Raw genomic sequence first — 19,533 nt, 5'->3', positions numbered from 1 at the left:
GCGCCTTGCCGCGCATGACCGCGGTTCCTCGCGCCCGCCCCGTCCGCCGCTGCCGGTGCCGTGATCGTGCTCTGCTGGTGCCGGCCGGCGGACGTACCCGAGCGGTGCTCGTTGCACACGGCGGAGGAATGTAGGGAGTACGGGCGGCTGATATCAACCAACTCCTCGTCATTCCAGGCCAGTTCGCCGTTACCCAGGGTACCGGCGATTTTCGGCCAGCCCTTTCATGCGTTGATTTCATGATTTTTCGACCATCCACTGAGGCGATCTGTGACCCACTTCACCCATTCAAGTTCCTTGACTCCGCCGAGAGTTGACGGTGAGTGTCCGATTCCGTACCACAGGTGACCCTGTGCGGTGGATGGTTCGATTCCGTTGTCCCCGGGGCGTGACCCCCACCACAGGACGCCCGTTGTCTTCTTCATGAGCCCGGAACCCCGGGGCTCAGGGGCCGGGAGCCACCCGGCCGACCCAGCACCGCATCCCGAGGGAGCCACCGTGCCGCGCATGCTCGACGTCAGTGACGCCGTACGCGCCGAGATCGGCGACGAAGAAGCCGACCGGCTGCTCGCCGGAGAGAACGCCCCGGGCAGTTACGACTGCACGTCCTGCCGCACCCCGGGCGACTCCGAGCAGGAGCGCACCAGCACCGTTCTGTTCGTCGGCGACGAGACCGCCGTCCTCGCCTTCGCCCACGCCAGCTGCCTGCCCTCCCAGGTGGTTCAGGTCACCGAGGAGCATCTGCAGGGTGCCGTCCGCTCCATCGGCGGCACCGGCAGCGACATGGCCGCGGGCGGCGAGCCGTACGGGTCCGTGCCCGAGCAGGCCGTGCTCGGCGTGACCAGCGGACTCGTCCTGATCGAAGGCGAGTTGCACCCCGCCCTGGTCGTCGAGCCGACCGCGCCGATCGTGCGCCCCGGCTCCGCCGGGCTCGGCGACGACTTCCTCCCGCTGCTCATCGAGCAGGGCTTCATGCCGGTGACCCACCTGGCGTCCGTGCCGCCGGTGCTGCACGGCTGGTCGGTGCTGCTCGCCGTCGGCCAGCTGCACGCGGTACTCCAGCCGGGCGCCAACGGTGGTCAGCCGGTGGCCTGGTGGCAGGCGCATCAGCCGCTGCAGGTCACGGACAGCTGGCGGGCCGCCGCCAACAAGCACCAGCAGGTGCTGATGTTCGCGGCACCGGTGGGGTCCATCGGTCGGCAGCCGCGGGAGGATCTGCTGCGGGAGGCGCTGGACAGGGCCGCGGCGAACGGGAAGTTGGTGGCGGCGGCGCTGCCCCTCGCGGGCACATGAGCGTCGTCCGGGGCGCGGGGAGCCGCGTCAGGAGGGTAGCCGCTGGTTCGTCGTGACGTGTCGCGCCCAAGCGGCGAAGCCACCTGTCCGGCACAGCCGCGCCCTAAAAGGGCTTGCACCGGCCGCATCCCTTCCAGGTTGCCGTCGTTTGGACATACGTGCACGCATACGACACTCCTCCCCGCCGGTCCTCCTACTCCTCCATCCCGCACGCGCGGGCGGGCCAGGAGGGGGCCGGCGGGCCATCGGCCACGCCGATCTACGACATGCTCTACGCGGAGTGGGTCAGGACCTTCCGTACGCTGCCGGGTGACCGCAGCGGTGAGGAGGAGCTGGAGTTCAGCGCCTTCGGGAACGCCCCGTACAGCACCGGCTCGTACCGTTCGAGCTCCTACAGCGCCTACAGCGCGGGTGCGTACAGCGCCCGGTACGGCAGCGGTCAGCACCAGGCGCAGTGGCAGCGGGTCGGCACTCTGGGACGGCAGCACGACACCGGGATGCACCACGTTCCGGCGGCGCTGCCGCCCGGCCCGCGCCGGGGTGTGTGACGCACGGCGAAGGGCGGCCCCCGGTACGGGGGCCGCCCTTCGCCGTGGAGCCGTTACTTCTTCTTGGCGCCGCGCTTCTCGCGCACCCGGACCGAGATGTGGATCGGGGTGCCCTCGAAGCCGAACTCCTCGCGCAGCCGGCGCTCGATGAAGCGCCGGTAGCCGGCCTCGATGAAGCCGGAGGCGAACAGGACGAACCGCGGGGGCTTGGTGCCGGCCTGGGTGCCGAACAGGATGCGCGGCTGCTTGCCACCGCGGACAGGGTGCGGATGGGCCGAGACCAGCTCGCCGAGGAAGGCGTTCAGACGGCCCGTGGGGACGCGGGTCTCCCAGCCGGCGAGGGCGGTCTCGATCGCCGGGACCAGCTTCTCCATGTGCCGGCCGGTGCGGGCCGAGACGTTGACGCGGGGCGCCCAGGCGACCTGGGCCAGCTCGGTCTCGATCTCCCGCTCGAGGTAGTAGCGGCGCTCCTCGTCGAGGGTGTCCCACTTGTTGAAGGCAAGAACGACCGCGCGACCCGCCTCGACGGCCATGGTGACGATGCGCTGGTCCTGGACCGAAATGTTCTCCGAAGCGTCGATCAGGATCACGGCGACCTCGGCCTTCTCGACGGCAGCCGCGGTGCGCAGCGAGGCGTAGTAGTCGGCGCCCTGCTGGAGGTGGACGCGCTTGCGGATGCCCGCCGTGTCGACGAACTTCCAGGTCACGCCGCCCAGTTCGATCAACTCGTCGACCGGGTCGCGGGTGGTGCCCGCCAGCTCGTTGACGACGACGCGCTCCTCGCCGGCCACCTTGTTCAGCAGCGAGGACTTGCCGACGTTCGGGCGGCCGATCAGCGCGATCCGGCGCGGGCCGCCGACGGCGGTGCCGAAGCTCTGCTCGGGCGCCTCGGGCAACGCCTCCAGGACGGCGTCCAGCATGTCGCCGGTGCCGCGGCCGTGCAGCGCGGAGACCGGGTGGGGCTCGCCGAGGCCGAGACTCCACAGGTAGGCCGCGTCGGCCTCGCTGCTCGGGCCGTCGACCTTGTTGGCGCACAGCACGACCGGCTTGCCGGCCTTGCGCAGCAGCCGTACGACCGCCTCGTCGGTGTCGGTGGCGCCGACCTTGGCGTCCACGACGAAGACAACGGCGTCGGCCGCCTCGATCGCGTACTCGGCCTGGGCGGCCACGGAGGCGTCGATGCCGAGGACGTCCTGCTCCCAGCCGCCGGTGTCGACGACCTTGAAGCGGCGGCCCGCCCACTCGGCCTCGTAGGTGACGCGGTCACGGGTGACGCCCGGCCGGTCCTCGACGACCGCCTCGCGACGGCCGATGATGCGGTTGACCAGGGTCGACTTGCCGACATTCGGCCGGCCGACGACGGCGAGCACCGGGAGCGGCCCGTGGCCGGCCGCCTCGATGGCGCCCTCGACGTCCTCGAGGTCGAAGCCCTCTTCCGTGGCGAGCTCCATGAACTCCGCGTACTCGGCGTCGCCGAGTGCCCCGTGCTCGTACTCGTGCTCGGCCGAGCCGTCGGGCTGGATCTGGTCGTTCATGAAGTCCGTACCTCGTTGTTCATCGTGGTGATCGGTGGAACGACCCTTTTGGGCTGGTCCACTACTCAAGTGTCGCCTAGCGCCCGGTCAGGCGCCTGGCGTTTTCCAGGTGGCTGGTGAGCTGCTTCTGGATGCGCTCGGTCGCCTCGTCCAGCGCCCTGCGGGTGCGCCGCCCGCTGCCGTCACCCGCCTCGAACGGGTCACCGAAGACGACGTCGACACGGGAGCGCAGCGGAGGCAGCCCCTTCATCAACCGTCCCGGCTTGTCGGTACTTCCCAGGACGGCCACGGGCACAATCGGCGCGCCACTGCGGACCGCGAAGTAGGCGAGGCCTGCGCGCAGGGAGGCGAAGTCGCCCTCGCCCCGGGTGCCCTCGGGGAAGATGCCCAGCACTCCCCCGTTCTGCAGGACGCCGAGCGCCTGGCCGATGGCCGTGCGGTCGGCGGACGCGCGGTCCACCTTGACCTGGCCGATGCCGGTCAGGAAGGGGTTCAGCGGTCCGACGAACGCCTCCTTCTTGATCAGGAAGTGCGTCGGCCGGGGCGACACGCCCATGACCATCGGGCCGTCGATGTTGTGGGAGTGGTTCACCGCGAGGATCGCCGGGCCGGTCGCGGGCACCCTCCAGGCGCCGAGCACGCGCGGCTTCCACAGCCCGTACATCAGGCCGACGCCGATGCGCCGCCCGACCTCGGCGCCCCGCTCGGACGGAAGGCTCACTTCCCGGCCCGCTTCTCCTCGACCAGGGTGACGACGCACTCTATGACCTGGGCAAGGGTGAGTTCGGTGGTGTCCACCTCGACCGCGTCGTCCGCCTTGGCGAGCGGCGAGGTCTTGCGGCTGGAGTCGGCCGCGTCCCGCTTGATCAGCGCCTCTCGGGTGGCGTGGACGTCGGCACCCTTCAGCTCGCCGCTGCGGCGGGCGGCGCGGGCTTCCGGGGACGCGGTGAGGAAGATCTTCAGGTCGGCGTCCGGCAGCACGGTCGTGCCGATGTCCCGGCCCTCGACCACGATGCCGCGCTCGGCGCCGGCGGCCAGCGAGCGCTGCAGCTCGGTGATCCGGGAGCGCACCTCGGGCACCGCGCTGACCGCGCTGACCTTGGAGGTGACCTCCTGGGTGCGGATCGGGCCGGCCACGTCGACGCCGTCGACCGTGATGGTCGGGGCGGCCGGGTCGGTGCCGGAGACGATCTCCGGCTTCCCCGCGACGGCCGCGATCGCGGTGGGGTCCTCCAGGTCGATGCCGTTGTTCACCATCCACCAGGTGATCGCCCGGTACTGGGCACCGGTGTCCAGGTAGCTCAGGCCGAGCTGCGCGGCCACGGCCTTCGACGTGCTCGACTTGCCCGTGCCGGAGGGGCCGTCGATCGCGACGATCACGGGCTTGGCGGTCGGGGCGCCGTTTTCCACGAGGGGACACCTTCCTGGTGCGGTGCGGTGCGGTGCGGTGCGATGCGGTGCGGTGCGGTGAGCGGGGTGCGGGGAGCGAGAGCGCCCTGCACAAGGTTACTGGGTACGGGTCACTCGTCCGGACGCACGTGCGCGCCGGACGGGAGCGCGCGGCGGGCGCCTACTGCCGCAGCGCCCAGCCCCGCTCCCGCAGGCCGGCCGTGAGCACCGGAACCGCCTTCGGCTCCACCATGAGCTGGACGAGGCCCGCCTGCTGCCCCGTCGCGTGCTCGATGCGTACGTCCTCGATGTTGACCCCGGCCTGTCCCGCGTCGGCGAAGATCCGGGCCAGCTGTCCCGGCTGGTCGTCGATCAGCACCGCCACGACCTCGTAGACCCGCGGCGCGGACCCGTGCTTGCCGGGTACCCGCACCTGGCCCGCGTTCCCGCGCCGCAGCACGTCCTCGATGCCCGCGCTGCCCTCGCGCCGCTTGGCCTCGTCGGAGGACTGCAGGGCGCGCAGGGCGCGCACGGTCTCGTCCAGGTCGGTGGAGACGTCCACGAGAAGGTCGGCGACCGGGCCGGGGTTGGCGGAGAGGATGTCGATCCACATGCGGGGGTCGGAGGCGGCGATCCGGGTCACGTCCCGGATGCCCTGCCCGCACAGCCGTACGGCCGCCTCCTCGGCGTTCTCCAGGCGGGCGGCGACCATGCTGGAGACCAGGTGGGGCATGTGCGAGACGAGGGCGACGGCCCGGTCGTGGGCGTCGGCGTCCATGACGACCGGGACGGCACGGCAGTGCGAGACCAGTTCCAGGGCGAGGTTGAGGACCTCGGTGTCGGTGTCCCGGGTCGGGGTGAGCACCCAGGGGCGGCCCTCGAACAGATCGGCCGTCGCGGCGAGCGGGCCGGACTTCTCCCGGCCGGACATGGGGTGGGTGCCGATGTACGACGACAGGTCCAGGCCGCGGGCCTCCAGCTCGCGGCGCGGGCCGCCCTTGACGCTCGCCACGTCGACGTAGCCGCGCGCCAGGCCCCGGGTCATGGCGTCCGCGAGGACGGCGGCCACGTGGGCGGGCGGGGCGGCGACGATCGCGAGGTCCACCGGGCCCTCGGGTGCCTGGTCGGTGCCGGCGCCGAGCGCGGCGGCCGTACGGGCCTGCTCCGGGTCGTGGTCGGCGAGGTGGACGATGACGCCCCGCTGGGTCAGGGCGAGCGCGGCGGAGGTGCCGATGAGCCCGGTGCCGATGACGAGTGCGGTCCTCACTGGGCGATGTCCTTGCGCAGGGCGGCGGCGGCGCCGAGGTAGACGTGGGCGATCTCGGCGCGGGGCTTGTCCGACTCGATGTGTGCCAGTACCCGGACGACCCGGGGCATGGCGCCCTCGATGTCCAGTTCCTGCGCGCAGATCAGCGGCACGTCGACGATTCCGAGCTTGCGGGCGGCGGCCGCCGGGAAGTCGCTGTGCAGGTCGGGGGTGGCCGTGAACCAGATGCTGATCAGGTCGTCGGTGGTCAGGCCGTTCCGCTCCAGGACGGCGGTGAGCAGGGCGCCCACCTGCTCGTCCATGTGACCGGCCTCGTCCCGCTCCAGCTGGACGGCCCCCCGGACCGCTCGTACCGCCACGGCGCTGCTCCTCGCTGACATGCGTATCGGCTCCTGGTACGTCCAGCCTAGTCAGACCGGACGGGCCGGGCGCGCGGGGTTCGCACGCTGAGACGGGGGCCGGACCGGTGACGCCCGTCCGCCGGCCCCTTCGCCTCCTTCGACTTGGAGACCTTTGGTGAAAAGGTGTCGGACATTACGGCTTTTTCCTGCCACGGTTCGGAGTGACGGCATGACCTACAGCACGACGCGGCGCACGGTGATGGCGACGGGGGCGGCGGCGCTCGCCGTCTCCTGCGGCGGCAACACGACCAAGGGCTCCTCGACGAACCCCTCGACGAGCCCCTCGTCCAGCCCTTCCGGCGCCTCGTCGAGTCCCTCGACCAGCCCCTCGTCCAGTTCCTCGGCGAAGCCCTCGGCGCCGGGCGGTCAGGAGCTGACGAGGACCAGCGACATCCCGGAGGGCGGGGGCAGGGTCTTCAAGGCCCAGAAGGTCGTGGTGACCCAGCCGAAGAAGGGCGACTTCAAGGCCTTCTCGGCGATCTGCACGCACGAGGGGTGCCTCGTGAACCAGGTGGCGGACGGCACCATCGACTGCCCCTGTCACGGCAGCAGGTACCACATCGCCGACGGCGCGGTGGCGCACGGGCCGGCGACCCTGCCGCTGGCCCCCGAAACGATCATGGTGGAGGGAAATTCGATCCGCCTGGCGTGACCGGCCCGCGTACGCTCCCGGCATGCTGCCCGAGCACCCCGAGGACCTCGTACGCGACCACACGATCTACGCCTGCGTCATGGGGTCCCGCGCCTTCGGCCTGGCCACGGACACCAGCGACACCGACCGCAGGGGTGTCTTCCTCGCCCCCACCCCCCTGTTCTGGCGGTTCGAGAAGCCGCCGACGCATGTGGAGGGGCCGGGCGAGGAGCGGTTCTCGTGGGAGCTGGAGCGGTTCTGCGAGCTGGCGCTGCGCGGCAACCCGAACATCCTGGAGTGCCTGCACTCCCCGCTGGTCGAGCACGTGGACGACACCGGCCGCGAGCTGCTGTCCCTGCGCGGCGCCTTCCTGTCCCGCCAGGTCCACGGCACGTTCACCCGCTACGCCCTCGGCCAGCGCCGCAAGCTCGACGCCGACGTCCGTACGACGGGCGCCCCGCGCTGGAAGCACGCGATGCACCTGCTCCGGCTGCTGACGAGCGCCCGCGACCTGCTGCGCACCGGCGAGCTGCGGCTCGACGTCGGTGACCGGCGGGAGCCGCTGCTGGCCGTGAAGCGGGGCGAGGTTCCGTGGGCCGAGGTCGAGGCACGCATGGTCCGGCTGGCCGCGGAGACCGACGAGGCCCTGCGGCACACTCCCCTGCCGCCGGAACCGGACCACGCGCGCGTGGCCGACTTTCTCCACCGGGTCCGCCGTGCCTCAGCCTGTGGGCCGGACCCGCACCACGAAGTCGTGCAGGGCGTCGTGGGCACTGGGCGCGTCGGGCAGGGCTGAGGCGGCCTGCGCCTCGTCGAGCACGGCGTGCAGCCGCTCCACGTCGGCCTCCACGCGCGCGTGCTCGATGTCGGCGGTGCCGTGCTCACGCTCCGCCTTGGCGGCTATCAGCTCGGGCAGACAACCGGGCGCGTCCACCTGCTCCAGGAGCGTGGGCAGATGGGCCTCGACCTCGCCGCTGCGCATCAGGTGGATGCCGGTGAGCAGCACCCGGAACGTGTAGAGCAGCGGCTTGAGTTCGCCGGTCTTGTCGAACAGCCGCCACTGGGTGACCGCGAAGCCGCGGTAGTGGTGGGCGTGGTGGGAGGTGAGGACGCCCGGCACGAGAGCGGTCAGCTCCCGGTGCGCCTGCGTGGTGTGCGCGACCAGGGGCGAGAGCAGTTGCACCAGCACATAGCCGTTGCGCCGGAGCATCAGCCGTACGAACTTGCGCACGTCGTGCGTGACGAGGTCCATCTCGACGCCGAACCGCACCCACGCCCGTGACCGGGTCTCCTCCGGCTCACGCAGTCCCACCAGGTCGGCGACGGGGAGCAGGTGGGCGCCGCGCAGGTCCAGGTCGGAGTCCTGGGAGGGAAAGCCGTACAGGTGGGCTCCGGAGACGGTCGCGAACAGCTGGGGGTGCCCCCAGGCCCTCAAGGCACTGGGGGAGGGTCCGGCTGTTCGGCGATCACGGGCGTCAGGTCCATGTCGAGGTCGTCGATCATGGGCCTAGCGTCCCAGAGCGCTCCCAGCATCAACAGGTCGCCCCGGTACTCGATCCGCTCGGCCCACTAGGCCGGCCAGGCGTCCGCGCCCAGCCAGGCGCCGGCGAAGGCCCCGGTGAGGCAGGCGATCGAGTCCGAGTCACCCGAGGAACAGGCGCCCCGGCGCAGGGCGGTGACGGGCTCGTCGGGGAAGAGCAGGAAGCACAGCAGCCTGGTGGCCAGGGCCTCTTCGGCGATCCAGCCCGCGCCGGTGGACAGGCACGGATCGGTCTCCGGGGAGACGCCGCGCACGGCCTCCTGGAGCCGGCCGAGGATCTGCAGGCACTCGTCCCAGCCGCGCGCGATGAAGTGCTCGGGGCTGGGGTCCTGGGAACGCGTCCACAGGTCGCCGAGCCAGGTGTGGTCGTAGCGGGTGCGGTTGTCGTAGGCGTACGAGCGCAGCTGTCCGACGAGTCCGGCCGGATCGGTGCCCCGGGCGAGCAGGTGGACGGCGCGGGCGGTGAGGTCGGAGGCGGCGAGCGCGGTGGGGTGGCCGTGGGTGAGCGCCGACTGCAACTGGGCCGCGCCGGAGCGCTGTTCGCCGCTCAGGCCGGGGGCGAGCCCGATGGGGGCGACGCGCATGTTGGCGCCGCAGCCCTTGGAGCCGGCCTGGCTGGCCTCCTGCCAGGTCCGGCCCTCCTCCTTGAGCAGGCCGCACGCGGTCAGGCAGGTGCGGCCGGGGGCACGGTTGTTCTCCTGACGATGCCGTTGCGCTGTGATGCCACCTCGACCGGCCGGTCACCAGCCCGCCGACGGGCCTGTCAGCTCCCGCACCGCGGGCAGCGCGACTTCCAGCACGGTGCCGAACCACGCGGACAGCGTGGTCTGCTCCCTCAGCTCGGCGAGGCCGTCCGGGGTGACGAACGCAACGTCGCAGACCTCTTCCGGATCGGGCCGCAACTCGGCCCGGACCAAGCCCACGATCAGATGGTTGTACTCCTGCTCCACCAGACCCGAGGCCGGATCCGGGTGGTTGTAGCGCACCGTTCCCGCCTCGCGCAGCAGCACGGGCGCGACGCCCAACTCCTCGGCGGTGCGCCGGGCAGCAATCAGTGACGCGGTGGCGTGCCCGAACTTGATCGACCCGCTCAGCCGCAGCAAGTCGTCCCAGTGCTCCTCGATCAACGAGAAATTGATCTTCGCCGTTGGTTTTGCGGCCATTACTACCGGGACCCCGATCCGCAAGCCCCGCAGCGCCTCTCGGGCCCCGTCCGCGCACACGACGACGGCCGGGCCCGGGGATCCCGGGACCGGCCGTCGGAAAGCCGCGCAGCCGCCTCCTAGAGGTCGACCTCCTTCATGAGCATCCCGACCTCGGTGTTGGACAGGCGGCGCAGCCAGCCCGACTTCTGGTCGCCCAGGGTGATCGGCCCGAAGGACGTGCGCACCAGCTTCTCCACCGGGAAGCCGGCCTCGGCCAGCATGCGGCGCACGATGTGCTTGCGGCCCTCGTGCAGGGTCACCTCGACCAGGTAGTTCTTCCCGGTCTGCTCGACCACCCGGAAGTGGTCCGCGCGCGCGTAGCCGTCCTCCAGCTGGATGCCGTCCTTCAGGCGCTTGCCGAGGTCGCGCGGGATCGGGCCCACGATGGCGGCGAGGTAGGTCTTCTTCACGCCGTACTTGGGGTGGGTCAGCCGGTGGGCCAGCTCACCGTGGTTGGTGAGGAGGATGACGCCCTCGGTCTCGGTGTCGAGGCGGCCGACGTGGAAGAGCCGGGTCTCGCGGTTGGTGACGTAGTCACCGAGGCACTGCCGCCCCTCCGGGTCCTCCATGGTGGACACCACGCCGGCGGGCTTGTTCAGCGAGAAGAACTGGTACGACTGCGTGGCGACCGTCAGGCCGTCGACCTTCACCTCGTCCTTCTCCGGGTCCACGCGGCGGCCCTGCTCCAGGACGATCTCGCCGTTGACCTCGACGCGGGCCTGCTCGATCAGCTCCTCGCAGGCGCGCCGGGAGCCGTAGCCCGCGCGCGCGAGGACCTTCTGCAGCCGCTCGCCCTCCTGCTCGGCACCCGGGAAGGTCTTGGGCAGCTTGACGTCCTTCTTGCCCTCGTACCGCTCCCTGTTGCGCTCCTCGACCCGCGTCTCGTACTCGCGCGAGCGGGCGGGAGCCGTACGGCCGCCCTGCTGGGGCTTCTTCGGGCCGCCCTTGGCACCGCCGCGCGCGGCGCCACCGCGTCCGGCCTTGGGGCCGTCCTTGGTGGCACCGGGGCCCACGTCGTAGCGGCGCTCCTCGGGGCGGGGCTTGCGGGGCCGGCCCTGCCCCTGCTTCTGGTCCCTGTCGTTGCCGGCACCGCGGTAGTTACCGCGTCCGCCGCTCTTGCCGCTGCCGCTGCTTCGCATCAAGGTTTCCGTCTTAGTCGTCTGCGTCCTGACCGCCGGGCGCGTCGGGCGCGTCCGGGTCGAACGACGGGACTCCCTCCTGGGTCTCGGCCTCGATCGCCTCCGCCTCCGGGAGGAAGGGCGCGAGCTCCGGAAGCTCGTCCAGGCCACGCAGGCCCATCCGCTCCAGGAAGTAGTTCGTCGTCCTGTACAGGATCGCACCTGTTTCGGGTTCCGTGCCCGCCTCCTCGACCAGACCGCGCTGCAGGAGGGTGCGCATCACGCCGTCGCAGTTGACTCCGCGCACGGCGGAGACGCGGCTGCGACTGACCGGCTGGCGGTAGGCGACGACGGCCAGGGTCTCCAGTGCCGCCTGGGTCAGGCGGGCCGTCTGACCGTCCAGCACCAGCCGCTCGACGGCGGGCGCGTACTCGGCACGGCTGTAGAAACGCCAGCCGCCCGCGACGAACCGCAGCTCGAAGCCGCGGCCCTGCACGGTGTAGTCGTCGGCCAGCTCCCGCAGCGCGTCCGCGATCTGCCGCTTCGGCCGTTCCAGGATCCTTGCCAGGTGCTCCTCGGTCGCGGGCTCGTCCACGACCATGAGGACCGCCTCCAGGGCGGGCTTGAGGTCGAGATCGGCGACGGTACGGAGTGCCGGCGGGAGCTCCGCGGTCTTCTCGCTCATGCCTTCTTCTCCTCCTTGGGCTCCTCGGGCGGTCGGTCGAACTCGTCGGTGACCATCGGCGCCGCGTCCCCGTGACCGCCGGTCCAGCGGACGAGCAGCTCCCCGAGCGCGGCCTGCTGCTCCAGGGCGACGGCCTTCTCCCGGTACAGCTCAAGCAGCGCGAGGAACCGGGCCACGACCGTGAGGGTGTCGTCGGTGTCCTCGACGAGAACCCGGAAGCTCGCCTCGCCCAGCTCCTTCAGGCGCGCCACCACGATCCCCGCCTGCTCCTGCACGCTGACCAGCGGGGCATGGATGTGGTCGACGTACACCTGCGGCTTGGCCTTGGGCTGCATGGCCTTGACCGCGAGCTTGGCGAAGCCCTCGGGGCCGATGCTGATGACGACCTCGGGCAGCAGCTCGGCGTGCTCGGGTTCGAGGCCGACGGTGCGGGGGTAGCGGCGGGCCTCCTCGTCCAGTCGCTGGTTGAAGATGTCGGCGATCCGCTTGTAGGCGCGGTACTGCAGCAGCCGCGCGAACAGCAGGTCCCGGGCCTCCAGCAACGCGAGGTCGGCCTCGTCCTCGACCTCGGCGGTGGGCAGCAGCCGGGCCGCCTTGAGGTCCAGCAGGGTGGCGGCGACGACGAGGAACTCGGTCGTCTGGTCCAGGTCCCAGTCCGGCCCCATGGCCCGGATGTGCGCCATGAACTCGTCGGTGACCTTGGAGAGGGCGACCTCGGTGACGTCCAGCTTGTGTTTGGAGATGAGCTGAAGGAGGAGGTCGAAGGGGCCCTCGAAGTTCGACAGGCGGACCTTGAAGACACCGTCGGTGGGGGGTTCGGCCGGGTCTTCGGACTCGGCACCGGGAGTGCGGGCCGGGGAGAGCGACCCGCCCTCGCCCGGGAACCCCGGCTCCGGCTCGGCCGCACCCCTGGACACGCTCCGCCGACCGGCCTCCACCCCGGCCGCCCGCCCGGACGCGCTCCGCCGATCTCCCTCCGCCACAACCGAGGACCCCGACTCGACGAGCGGCTCATCCCCGACCTGCCCCTCAGGCTCACTTCCGGCCATTGCCCCGGACCCACCCCCGGGACGCGGCTCGGACTCATCCCCGGGACACCGCGCAAGCTCACCACCGGGGCCCGGCTCACGCGCCATCCCGGGACGCGCCTCGGGCTCACGTCCACGGCGCGGCTCGGAGCCACTCCGGGAACGCGGCTCCGGCTCACCCCCCGGATAAGGTCCGGACTCATCCCCGGGGCCCGGCTCACGCTCACTTCCGGGATACCACTCGGACTCGCTCCTGGAACGCGGCTCGGACTCACCCCCGGACCGCGGCTCACGCTCGTCCTCGGGGCGCGGTTCGGATTCGTCTTCGGCGTCCGGCGCGGGTGCGAGGTCGGGCTCCGGGCCGGGTGCGGCGACGGGAGACGGACCGTACTCCTGCCCGGCCGCCCGGGGCGGCAGCGGCGTGGGATCCGGCTCGGCGGGGGCCGGCGATGACCCGGGGGGCACGACCGGTGCGGTGGGGGCGCCTGAAGCCCCTGGTCCCCGTCCCAGCGCACGCCTGCGGCCGGCGCCTGGGCCGGGGGCGGGAGCGTCGTTCGAGGTCATGGCCGTCGCAGGCTATCGCTTACCGCCCGCGAGGCCGACTACCGACCCCGCAGCCGCCGGACCAGGATGCTCGCGTCCCCTCGGGACTCCAGGTCGGCCAGGACGACGGCGACCGCCTCGCGGACGATCCGGCCGCGGTCGACGGCGAGGCCGTGCTCGCCCCTGAGGACCAGTCGCGCGTGCTCGAGGTCCATGAGTTCCTCGGCGGACACGTACACCGTGATCTTCTCGTCGTGCCGCTCGCGCCCGCTGGGCCGCCGGTTCGCCGCCCGCCCGCGCTTGCGCGGCTGCGCGGCCGCAGCGTTGCCGGCAGAAGAACCTTCCTGCGCCGTCTGGCGCCGGGCCGGCCGGGTGCGGGACTCGCCGGCCTCGGAGGCTTCCGCCTCCGCCGCGACGTGCTCCGCGCCCTCGCCGTCACCGCCCTGGACAGGTACCGACGGCGGCACGTCCTCGGCGGCCGCCACGTCGTCGCTCTCCCCCGCGGGACCCGGCACCCGGGCCTCGCCGTTGGCCGGGCGTCGGGGCGTGGACGGCTGGAGCGCCATCCCCCCTGTCGTACGGAACAGTTCGTCGGCCCCGGGCAGACTCACTCGGCGTGACACCGGGCGAGCACCTCCCTGGCGAGCTGGCGGTAGGCGGCGGCACCGACGGAGTTGGAGGCGTAGGTGGTGATCGGCTCACCGGCGACCGTGGTCTCCGGGAAGCGGACCGTGCGGCCGATGACCGTGTGGTAGACGTGGTCGTCGAACGCCTCGACGACACGCGCGAGCACCTCACGGCTGTGCACGGTGCGCGAGTCGTACATCGTGGCGAGGATGCCGTCCAGTTCCAACTCGGGGTTGAGCCGCTCCTGGACCTTCTCGATCGTCTCGGTCAGCAGCGCCACACCGCGCAGGGCGAAGAACTCGCACTCCAGCGGCACGATCACCTTGTGGGCGGCCGTCAGCGCGTTGACGGTGAGCAGGCCCAGCGAGGGCTGACAGTCGATCACGATGTAGTCGTAGTCCGGCAGCAGCGGCTTGAGGGCCCGCTGGAGCGTCGACTCGCGCGCGACCTCGGAGACCAGCTGGACCTCGGCGGCCGACAGGTCGATGTTGCTGGGCAGCAGGTCCATGTTGGGGACCGCCGTCTTGAGGAGGACCTCGTCGGCCGACATGCCCCGCTCCATGAGCAGGTTGTAGACGGTGAGGTCGAGCTCCATCGGGTTGACACCGAGACCCACCGACAGCGCGCCCTGCGGGTCGAAGTCCACGAGCAGCACACGCCGGCCGTACTCCGCGAGCGCGGCACCCAGGTTGATGGTCGACGTAGTCTTGCCGACGCCGCCCTTCTGGTTGCACATCGCGATGATCTTCGCGGGGCCGTGGTCGGTCAGTGGGCCCGGGATCGGGAAGTACGGCAGCGGGCGGCCGGTCGGGCCGACGCGCTCGCGGCGCTGACGGGCAGCGTCGGGCGCGAGCGTGGCCGCGTACTCGGGATCGGGCTCGTACTCGGCGTCGGGGTCGTAGAAGTGCCCCTCGGGCAGTTCGTCGTAGGCGGCGAAGTGGTTGTGGGGCGCGCCACTTCCGTCGCCGGCCATGGCGTTCACGTGATGGCCATCCATGCTCTGGTGTGCTGTCCGGGCCGGCTGCGGCCCCGGACTCTGGTGGGCTGCGAAGGTGCGCACAGCGACGGAGCCGACAGCCTCGAATCCCGCGGAGCCCTGGCCCCGTACAGGCATTCCTGGTTGACCACCCCCGGGAGAAAATGTCGACTCATTCACAAGTCGTCTTACCTCCTTGGTGACCAGGGAACTTCTAGACAAGGTCAGCGTGGCACCATGCCGACGGTTGGCGACTCTATGGCGTGTCGGCGGTCCGCAGCAACACAATCCGCCGGACCCGGCAGGATGTGTCGGCAATGAAACATCCCGCTGTCAAGGGCGTACGGCCGTCGCACAGCAGGTTTCACCGGTGTGCGAATCGGTCGAAGGGTTACGTTCGAGGCGAGTTGACCGAGAGCCGCAAAGTGACCATACACACATCCGGCCGGGCCTTGTCGGGCAAGGTCCGGCCGCGTGCGCGCTGTTGACGAACCGTGTTGACGAATCGCCTTTTGGCTGGCGGTGACTTAGCGACTCACCAGGTCGGAGGGTCAGCCGAGCAGGGACTCCAGCTCCACGTGCTCCAGGCCGAGCGCCTCGGCGACCTCCTTGTAAACGACCTTGCCGTCATGGGTGTTGAGGCCCTTGGCGAGCGCGGCGTCGCGGCGCAGCGCCTCCACCCAGCCGTTGTTGGCCAGCGAGACGATGTACGGCAGCGTCGCGTTGGTGAGCGCGTTGGTGGAGGTGTTCGGCACCGCGCCCGGCATGTTGGCGACGCAGTAGAAGACCGAGTTGTGCACGCGGAAGGTCGGCTCGGTGTGCGTGGTGGGACGCGAGTCCTCGAAGCAGCCGCCCTGGTCGATCGCGATGTCGACAAGGACACTTCCGGGCTTCATGCGGGACACCAGCTCGTTGGTGACCAGCTTCGGGGCCTTGGCGCCCGGGATGAGGACGGCGCCGATGACGAGATCGGCGTCCAGGACGGCCTTCTCCAGCTCGAAGGAGTTGGACATGATGGCCTTGACCTTGGTGCCGAAGACCTTGTCGGCCTCCCGCAGCTTGTTGATGTCGCGGTCGAGCAGGGTCACGTCGAAGCCCATGCCGACCGCGACCTGGGTGGCGTTCCAGCCGGAGACGCCGCCGCCGATGACGACGGCCTTGGCCGGGGTCACACCCGGGACACCGCCCGGCAGCACGCCGCGGCCGCCGGCCGGACGCATCAGGTGGTAGGCGCCGACCTGCGGGGCCAGGCGGCCCGCGACCTCGGACATCGGGGCGAGCAGCGGCAGCGCGCGGTTCGGCAGCTCGACCGTCTCGTAGGCGATCGCCGTGGTGCCGGACTCGATGAGCGCGTCCGTGCACTCCCTGGAAGCGGCCAGGTGCAGGTAAGTGAAGAGGATCTGGTCCTTGCGGAGGCGGTGGTACTCCTCCGCGATGGGCTCCTTGACCTTGAGCAGCAGGTCGGCGGCGGCCCACACCTCGTCGGCGGTGTCGAGGATCGCGGCGCCGGCGGCGGCGTACTCCTCGTCCGTGATCGAGGAGCCGAGACCGGCGCCCCGCTCGATGACGACCTGGTGACCGTTGCGCCCCAGCTCGTGCACACCGGCGGGGGTGATGGCCACCCGGAACTCGTTGTTCTTGACCTCGCGGGGGATGCCGACCTTCACGTCGATCACGGTCCTTGGCTCAGAGGGTATGGGGGTGCATTACAGACGTACCCAGACATGCAGGGGCATACCGGGAGACACCGCAGGAGAACGTGCGGCAGAGCCAGTTTAATGAAGGCGTTCCGACTGTCTAGCCTTTCATTGCATCAATCTTCGCTGGATGCACTGCGGATTTCGCAGGCCTTAGCGCCCTCGCCCGCGCTGGAGTCGTCCTCCTGGACTTCCTCACCCAGCATGCGCTCGGCCGCCGACCGGTGCAGATGGGCGGCCGTGGGGTCGCCGAGCCGGTCCAGCGTGTCGGCCACCCGGAGCTGCAGCGCGGCCTGCAGACGGACGTCCTTGGCACGCCGAGCCCACTCCACCGCCTCCTGGCAGGTCCGCAGCGACTCCTCGGGCCGGCCCGCGTACTCCTGGACCCGGGCCACCTCGCTCAACGCCCGCGCGTGCCCGGCCACATCACCGTTCTTGCGGTACGCGGCGGCGGCCGCCCGCCAGTTCCTGAGCGCCTCGCCGTAGCGTCCCGCGTAGGTGTGGGCCGTGGCGATACGGCCGTACAGCCGGGCGGCCTCCGGGCGCTCGTCCCGGGCCAGCCGCTCGGCGAGGGCCCGGCCGAACCAGTCGGCGGCCCGGTCGTAGTCCCCCAGCTCCTGGTGCGCGCCGCCTACGGATTCCATCGCGCGGCCGGTCGCGTACGGGTCATTTGCTTCGCGTCCGGCGTCCAGGGCAGCCCGGTACCGGGCGAGCGCGGCCCGGGTGCGGCCGGTCTGCGCGTCCAGGTCGCCCAGGTTCAGCAGGGCCGCGGCCTTCTCCCGGTGCAACCCCCGCCGCTCGGCGACGTCGAGGACCAGGCCGTGCACGCCGTAGAGGTCGGGCGCGGCCGCCTGGGTGCCGACGTGCGCCGCCATGGCCCTGACCAGCTGGGCCATCAGCCGACGGGCGAGGGTGTCCAGCTCCCCGTCGGCCACGGCCAGGCGGACGGCGGCCAGCAGGGCGGGCCTGCGGACCCGCAGCCACTCGGCGGCCGCGTGGGGGGTGGGGAAGCGCAGCGCCCGGGGCATCTCCTGCAGCTTCTCCCGGGCCTGCGGGATGTCCGTCTCGGTGATCACCCGGCACGACTGCAGCAGCCGAACGGTCCGTTCCAGCATGCGGGCCCGGGCCAGCTGCAGCTCGGCCGGGCGTTCCTGGCTCTCGGCGAGGGAGCGCAGCAGCGGGTGCAGGCAGCCGGGGACGTCGTACTCGGGCAGCGGGGAGTCCACCGTGCGCAGCAGGCCGAGGGCGACGAACTCGTCCAGGGCGGCGCGGGCGGCGCTCACCGAGCAGCCGGCCAGGGCCGAGGCGGTGTGCGGGTCGATCAGGCCGGCCGGGGCCAGACAGAGCAGTCGCAGTATCCGGGCGGCGGAGCCCGGCAGCTCGTCGTGGACGAGCCGGAAGACGCGGGCGAGCGGGGTGGCGTCGGCGCCGTCCTCGACGTCCGCGTGCATCCGCTTGGCGAGGTCGGAGACGGCCGCCTGGGGCCGCGAGGCGAGCCAGCCGCCGGCCAGGGTGAGCGCGGCGGGGTGGCCCTGGCACGCCTCGGCCAGGCTCTCGGCGGAGCGCGGGTCGACGGTGATGCGGACCGAGCCGGTGTAGCGGGTGAGGAGTTCCACGGCGGACTTGGTGTCGAGGCCGCCCAGGGTGCAGGGGCGGACGTCCGCGATACCGGTGAGGGGCCCGCCGGAGACGGCGACCACCAGGCAGTCGGGGGCGTCCGGCAGCAGCGCGTCGACCTGCTCGGCGCCGGCCGCGTCGTCCAGCAGGAGCAGCACCCGCCGGCCGGCGAGGGCGGCGCGCAGCGCCTCGGTCAGCTCGTCCTCGGCGGTCCCGGCGGGCGCCCGCACGTCCAGTGCGGTGAGCAGCTCGCGTGCGGTGCGCTCGACCGGTACGGGGGTGCCGTCGGGCTCGCTGAGCCGGGCCCGCAGCACTCCGTCGGGGTAACGCTCGGCGACCTGCCGTACGAGTTCCTCGGCGAGGGCGGTGCGGCCGGAGCCGGGGCGGCCCGCGATGAGGAGCACGCGCGCGCGGGGTGCCTTGCGGCCGGAGAGGGTGTCCAGGCCCGCGCGCTCGATGTCGGCGCGCAGCTCCTTCAACTCCCTTGTGCGGCCCAGGAAATGGTCCTTCGTGGCTCGGTGTGCGGACAGCCGCACGCCGTCTGTGTCCACCGCCTGATCCGCCACGGGCCACACTCCCGTCCCACCGCACGCGCAAGCCCGCCGGGTCTTCCCGGTACGGCCGTTTCCAGAGCCTAGTTCACGCTCTGCGACGATCCGGGAGGAGCGCGGCGGACACGTCCCCCGATCGGATCAGGCGATCGTCACACCAATGCGCGGACGGGTGGGTTCAGGACTCGAAGGGGCGCGCGGGCCACGGCGCGTCGGCCGGGCGCAGGGCGTCGAGACCGTCCCCGCCGCGGGCCGCCACCAGGGAGAGGACGCCCACGACGAGACAGTTGTTGTGCAGGTCACCGGCGAGCATCCGGCGCACCAGCTCGTCGACGGGCACGCGCGCGTGCTGCATGTCGGTCTCCTCGTGCTCCGCCTCGAAGCGCTCGCCCTCGGCCTCCGACAGGTCGCGGGCGAGGAAGATCCGCACGGCCTCGTCGCAGCCGCCGGGGGTGGTGTACACGTCGGTCAGCACCCGCCAGTCCTCGGCCTTGACGTGCGCCTCCTCGTACAGCTCGCGCTGGGCGGCGTGCAGCGGGTTCTCGCCCGGCACGTCGAGCAGGCCGGCGGGGATCTCCCACAGCTTGTGCCGCACGGGGTGGCGGTACTGGTTGATGAGCAGGACCCGGTCCTCCCCGTCCAGGGCGAGGACGGCGACGGAGCCGGGGTGCACCTGGTAGTCGCGGCGGACCACCGAGCCGTCGGGCATGACCACGTCGTCCGTGCGGACGGAGGTCTTGTTGCCCACGAAGGGGGTCTCCGTCGCGCGGATCTCCCACTGCTCGGGGGTGTCCTTGATCGTCATGCCCTGTCCTTCCACACGCTTTCCCAAAGAACCGGCCAGATGAAGAACCGGGGTGCCCACCTTTTGAAGGTATGCAC

The 19,533-nt window shown here is 71.7% G+C and carries 17 protein-coding genes and 4 pseudogenes; 4 read left to right on the top strand and 17 right to left on the bottom strand.

The window, feature by feature from the left end; all coding sequences use genetic code 11:
- Nucleotides 1-498: 498 nt before the first annotated feature.
- Entirely contained in the window at nt 499-1,293 is a 795-nt protein-coding gene (locus tag ACFZDC_RS17445) for a hypothetical protein (protein ID WP_391324629.1), read from the top strand.
- 158 nt (nt 1,294-1,451) lie between these two features.
- Entirely contained in the window at nt 1,452-1,841 is a 390-nt protein-coding gene (locus ACFZDC_RS17440) for a hypothetical protein (RefSeq protein ID WP_391324627.1), read from the top strand.
- Nucleotides 1,842-1,894: 53 nt separating this feature from the next.
- Here ACFZDC_RS17440 and der read toward each other — a convergent pair whose 3' ends face one another.
- The 5 genes from der to aroH form a co-directional block, all read right to left on the bottom strand.
- Nucleotides 1,895-3,376, bottom strand: a complete 1,482-nt coding sequence (gene der, locus ACFZDC_RS17435; RefSeq protein WP_391324626.1) for a ribosome biogenesis GTPase Der — start codon at nt 3,374-3,376, stop codon at nt 1,895-1,897.
- Between the two features lie 76 nt (nt 3,377-3,452).
- On the bottom strand, nt 3,453-4,040 hold the full coding sequence (locus ACFZDC_RS17430) for a 1-acyl-sn-glycerol-3-phosphate acyltransferase (protein WP_391325095.1): 588 nt from the start codon (nt 4,038-4,040) through the stop codon (nt 3,453-3,455).
- Nucleotides 4,041-4,093: 53 nt separating this feature from the next.
- On the bottom strand, nt 4,094-4,786 hold the full coding sequence (cmk, locus tag ACFZDC_RS17425; protein WP_391324624.1) for a (d)CMP kinase: 693 nt from the start codon (nt 4,784-4,786) through the stop codon (nt 4,094-4,096).
- A 160-nt stretch (nt 4,787-4,946) separates the two neighbouring features.
- On the bottom strand, nt 4,947-6,032 hold the full coding sequence (locus tag ACFZDC_RS17420) for a prephenate dehydrogenase (protein WP_391324623.1): 1,086 nt from the start codon (nt 6,030-6,032) through the stop codon (nt 4,947-4,949).
- Nucleotides 6,029-6,391: a chorismate mutase gene (gene aroH / locus ACFZDC_RS17415; RefSeq protein ID WP_391324621.1), complete on the bottom strand. Its 363-nt coding sequence runs from the start codon at nt 6,389-6,391 to the stop codon at nt 6,029-6,031. The genes ACFZDC_RS17420 and aroH overlap by 4 nt, the downstream gene beginning before the upstream one ends.
- A gap of 211 nt (nt 6,392-6,602) precedes the next feature.
- Here aroH and ACFZDC_RS17410 point away from each other — a divergent pair, with 211 nt between their 5' ends.
- Both ACFZDC_RS17410 and ACFZDC_RS17405 read left to right on the top strand, forming a co-directional pair.
- Nucleotides 6,603-7,085 carry a Rieske 2Fe-2S domain-containing protein gene (locus ACFZDC_RS17410; RefSeq protein ID WP_391324619.1) on the top strand — a complete coding sequence of 161 codons (483 nt, stop codon included), beginning with the start codon at nt 6,603-6,605 and terminating at the stop codon, nt 7,083-7,085.
- Nucleotides 7,086-7,107: 22 nt separating this feature from the next.
- On the top strand, nt 7,108-7,860 hold the full coding sequence (locus ACFZDC_RS17405; RefSeq protein WP_391324617.1) for a DNA polymerase beta superfamily protein: 753 nt from the start codon (nt 7,108-7,110) through the stop codon (nt 7,858-7,860).
- Here ACFZDC_RS17405 and ACFZDC_RS17400 read toward each other — a convergent pair.
- The 12 genes and pseudogenes from ACFZDC_RS17400 to ACFZDC_RS17345 all read right to left on the bottom strand — a co-directional run bounded on the left by ACFZDC_RS17400 (nt 7,786) and on the right by ACFZDC_RS17345 (nt 19,456).
- Nucleotides 7,786-8,567, bottom strand: a pseudogene (locus ACFZDC_RS17400) (DNA polymerase beta superfamily protein). The gene ACFZDC_RS17405 and the pseudogene ACFZDC_RS17400 sit on opposite strands and share 75 nt — an antisense overlap.
- 6 nt (nt 8,568-8,573) lie before the next feature.
- A pseudogene (locus ACFZDC_RS17395) lies at nt 8,574-9,302 on the bottom strand (ADP-ribosylglycohydrolase family protein); the annotation flags it as partial.
- A gap of 42 nt (nt 9,303-9,344) precedes the next feature.
- Nucleotides 9,345-9,653: pseudogene (locus tag ACFZDC_RS17390) on the bottom strand (NUDIX domain-containing protein); the annotation flags it as partial.
- Between the two features lie 6 nt (nt 9,654-9,659).
- Nucleotides 9,660-9,767 (bottom strand): annotated as a pseudogene (locus ACFZDC_RS17385) (Tn3 family transposase); the annotation flags it as partial.
- A 119-nt stretch (nt 9,768-9,886) separates the two neighbouring features.
- Nucleotides 9,887-10,948 carry a pseudouridine synthase gene (locus ACFZDC_RS17380; protein ID WP_391324615.1) on the bottom strand — a complete coding sequence of 354 codons (1,062 nt, stop codon included), beginning with the start codon at nt 10,946-10,948 and terminating at the stop codon, nt 9,887-9,889.
- Nucleotides 10,949-10,961: 13 nt separating this feature from the next.
- Complete coding sequence (gene scpB, locus ACFZDC_RS17375; protein ID WP_391324613.1) at nt 10,962-11,612, bottom strand: SMC-Scp complex subunit ScpB; 651 nt, start codon at nt 11,610-11,612, stop codon at nt 10,962-10,964.
- Nucleotides 11,609-12,661 carry a segregation/condensation protein A gene (locus ACFZDC_RS17370; protein ID WP_391324612.1) on the bottom strand — a complete coding sequence of 351 codons (1,053 nt, stop codon included), beginning with the start codon at nt 12,659-12,661 and terminating at the stop codon, nt 11,609-11,611. The genes scpB and ACFZDC_RS17370 overlap by 4 nt, the downstream gene beginning before the upstream one ends.
- A 581-nt stretch (nt 12,662-13,242) precedes the next feature.
- The gene (locus ACFZDC_RS17365) at nt 13,243-13,806 is read right to left on the bottom strand and encodes a hypothetical protein (protein ID WP_391324610.1); all 564 of its coding nucleotides are present in this window, start codon (nt 13,804-13,806) and stop codon (nt 13,243-13,245) included.
- On the bottom strand, nt 13,791-14,924 hold the full coding sequence (locus ACFZDC_RS17360) for an AAA family ATPase (RefSeq protein ID WP_391324608.1): 1,134 nt from the start codon (nt 14,922-14,924) through the stop codon (nt 13,791-13,793). The genes ACFZDC_RS17365 and ACFZDC_RS17360 overlap by 16 nt, the downstream gene beginning before the upstream one ends.
- Before the next feature lie 413 nt (nt 14,925-15,337).
- Nucleotides 15,338-16,462, bottom strand: a complete 1,125-nt coding sequence (gene ald / locus ACFZDC_RS17355; RefSeq protein ID WP_391324607.1) for an alanine dehydrogenase — start codon at nt 16,460-16,462, stop codon at nt 15,338-15,340.
- Between the two features lie 137 nt (nt 16,463-16,599).
- The gene (locus ACFZDC_RS17350; protein WP_391324605.1) at nt 16,600-18,666 is read right to left on the bottom strand and encodes a tetratricopeptide repeat protein; all 2,067 of its coding nucleotides are present in this window, start codon (nt 18,664-18,666) and stop codon (nt 16,600-16,602) included.
- A 163-nt stretch (nt 18,667-18,829) separates the two neighbouring features.
- Nucleotides 18,830-19,456, bottom strand: coding sequence for an NUDIX domain-containing protein (locus ACFZDC_RS17345; protein ID WP_391324603.1), 627 nt, complete (start codon nt 19,454-19,456; stop codon nt 18,830-18,832).
- Nucleotides 19,457-19,533: the final 77 nt, after the last annotated feature.

The sequence above is a fragment of the Streptomyces sp. NPDC007905 genome, assembly GCF_042959345.1.
In the GTDB taxonomy this organism is placed as follows: Bacteria; Actinomycetota; Actinomycetes; order Streptomycetales; family Streptomycetaceae; genus Streptomyces.
The sequence above is the reverse complement of the archived record's forward strand: the minus strand, read 5'-3'. Positions and strand labels throughout refer to the sequence as shown.

Coding starts and splice junctions, on each gene's coding strand:
- der (WP_391324626.1), bottom strand. CDS start 3,376: ATGAACGACCAGATCCAGCCCGACGGCTCGGCCGAGCACGAGTACGAG.
- ACFZDC_RS17430 (WP_391325095.1), bottom strand. CDS start 4,040: ATGTACGGGCTGTGGAAGCCGCGCGTGCTCGGCGCCTGGAGGGTGCCC.
- ACFZDC_RS17410 (WP_391324619.1), top strand. CDS start 6,603: ATGACCTACAGCACGACGCGGCGCACGGTGATGGCGACGGGGGCGGCG.
- ACFZDC_RS17405 (WP_391324617.1), top strand. CDS start 7,108: ATGCTGCCCGAGCACCCCGAGGACCTCGTACGCGACCACACGATCTAC.
- ACFZDC_RS17380 (WP_391324615.1), bottom strand. CDS start 10,948: ATGCGAAGCAGCGGCAGCGGCAAGAGCGGCGGACGCGGTAACTACCGC.
- scpB (WP_391324613.1), bottom strand. CDS start 11,612: ATGAGCGAGAAGACCGCGGAGCTCCCGCCGGCACTCCGTACCGTCGCC.
- ACFZDC_RS17370 (WP_391324612.1), bottom strand. CDS start 12,661: ATGGCCGGAAGTGAGCCTGAGGGGCAGGTCGGGGATGAGCCGCTCGTC.
- ACFZDC_RS17360 (WP_391324608.1), bottom strand. CDS start 14,924: ATGCCTGTACGGGGCCAGGGCTCCGCGGGATTCGAGGCTGTCGGCTCC.
- ACFZDC_RS17345 (WP_391324603.1), bottom strand. CDS start 19,456: ATGACGATCAAGGACACCCCCGAGCAGTGGGAGATCCGCGCGACGGAG.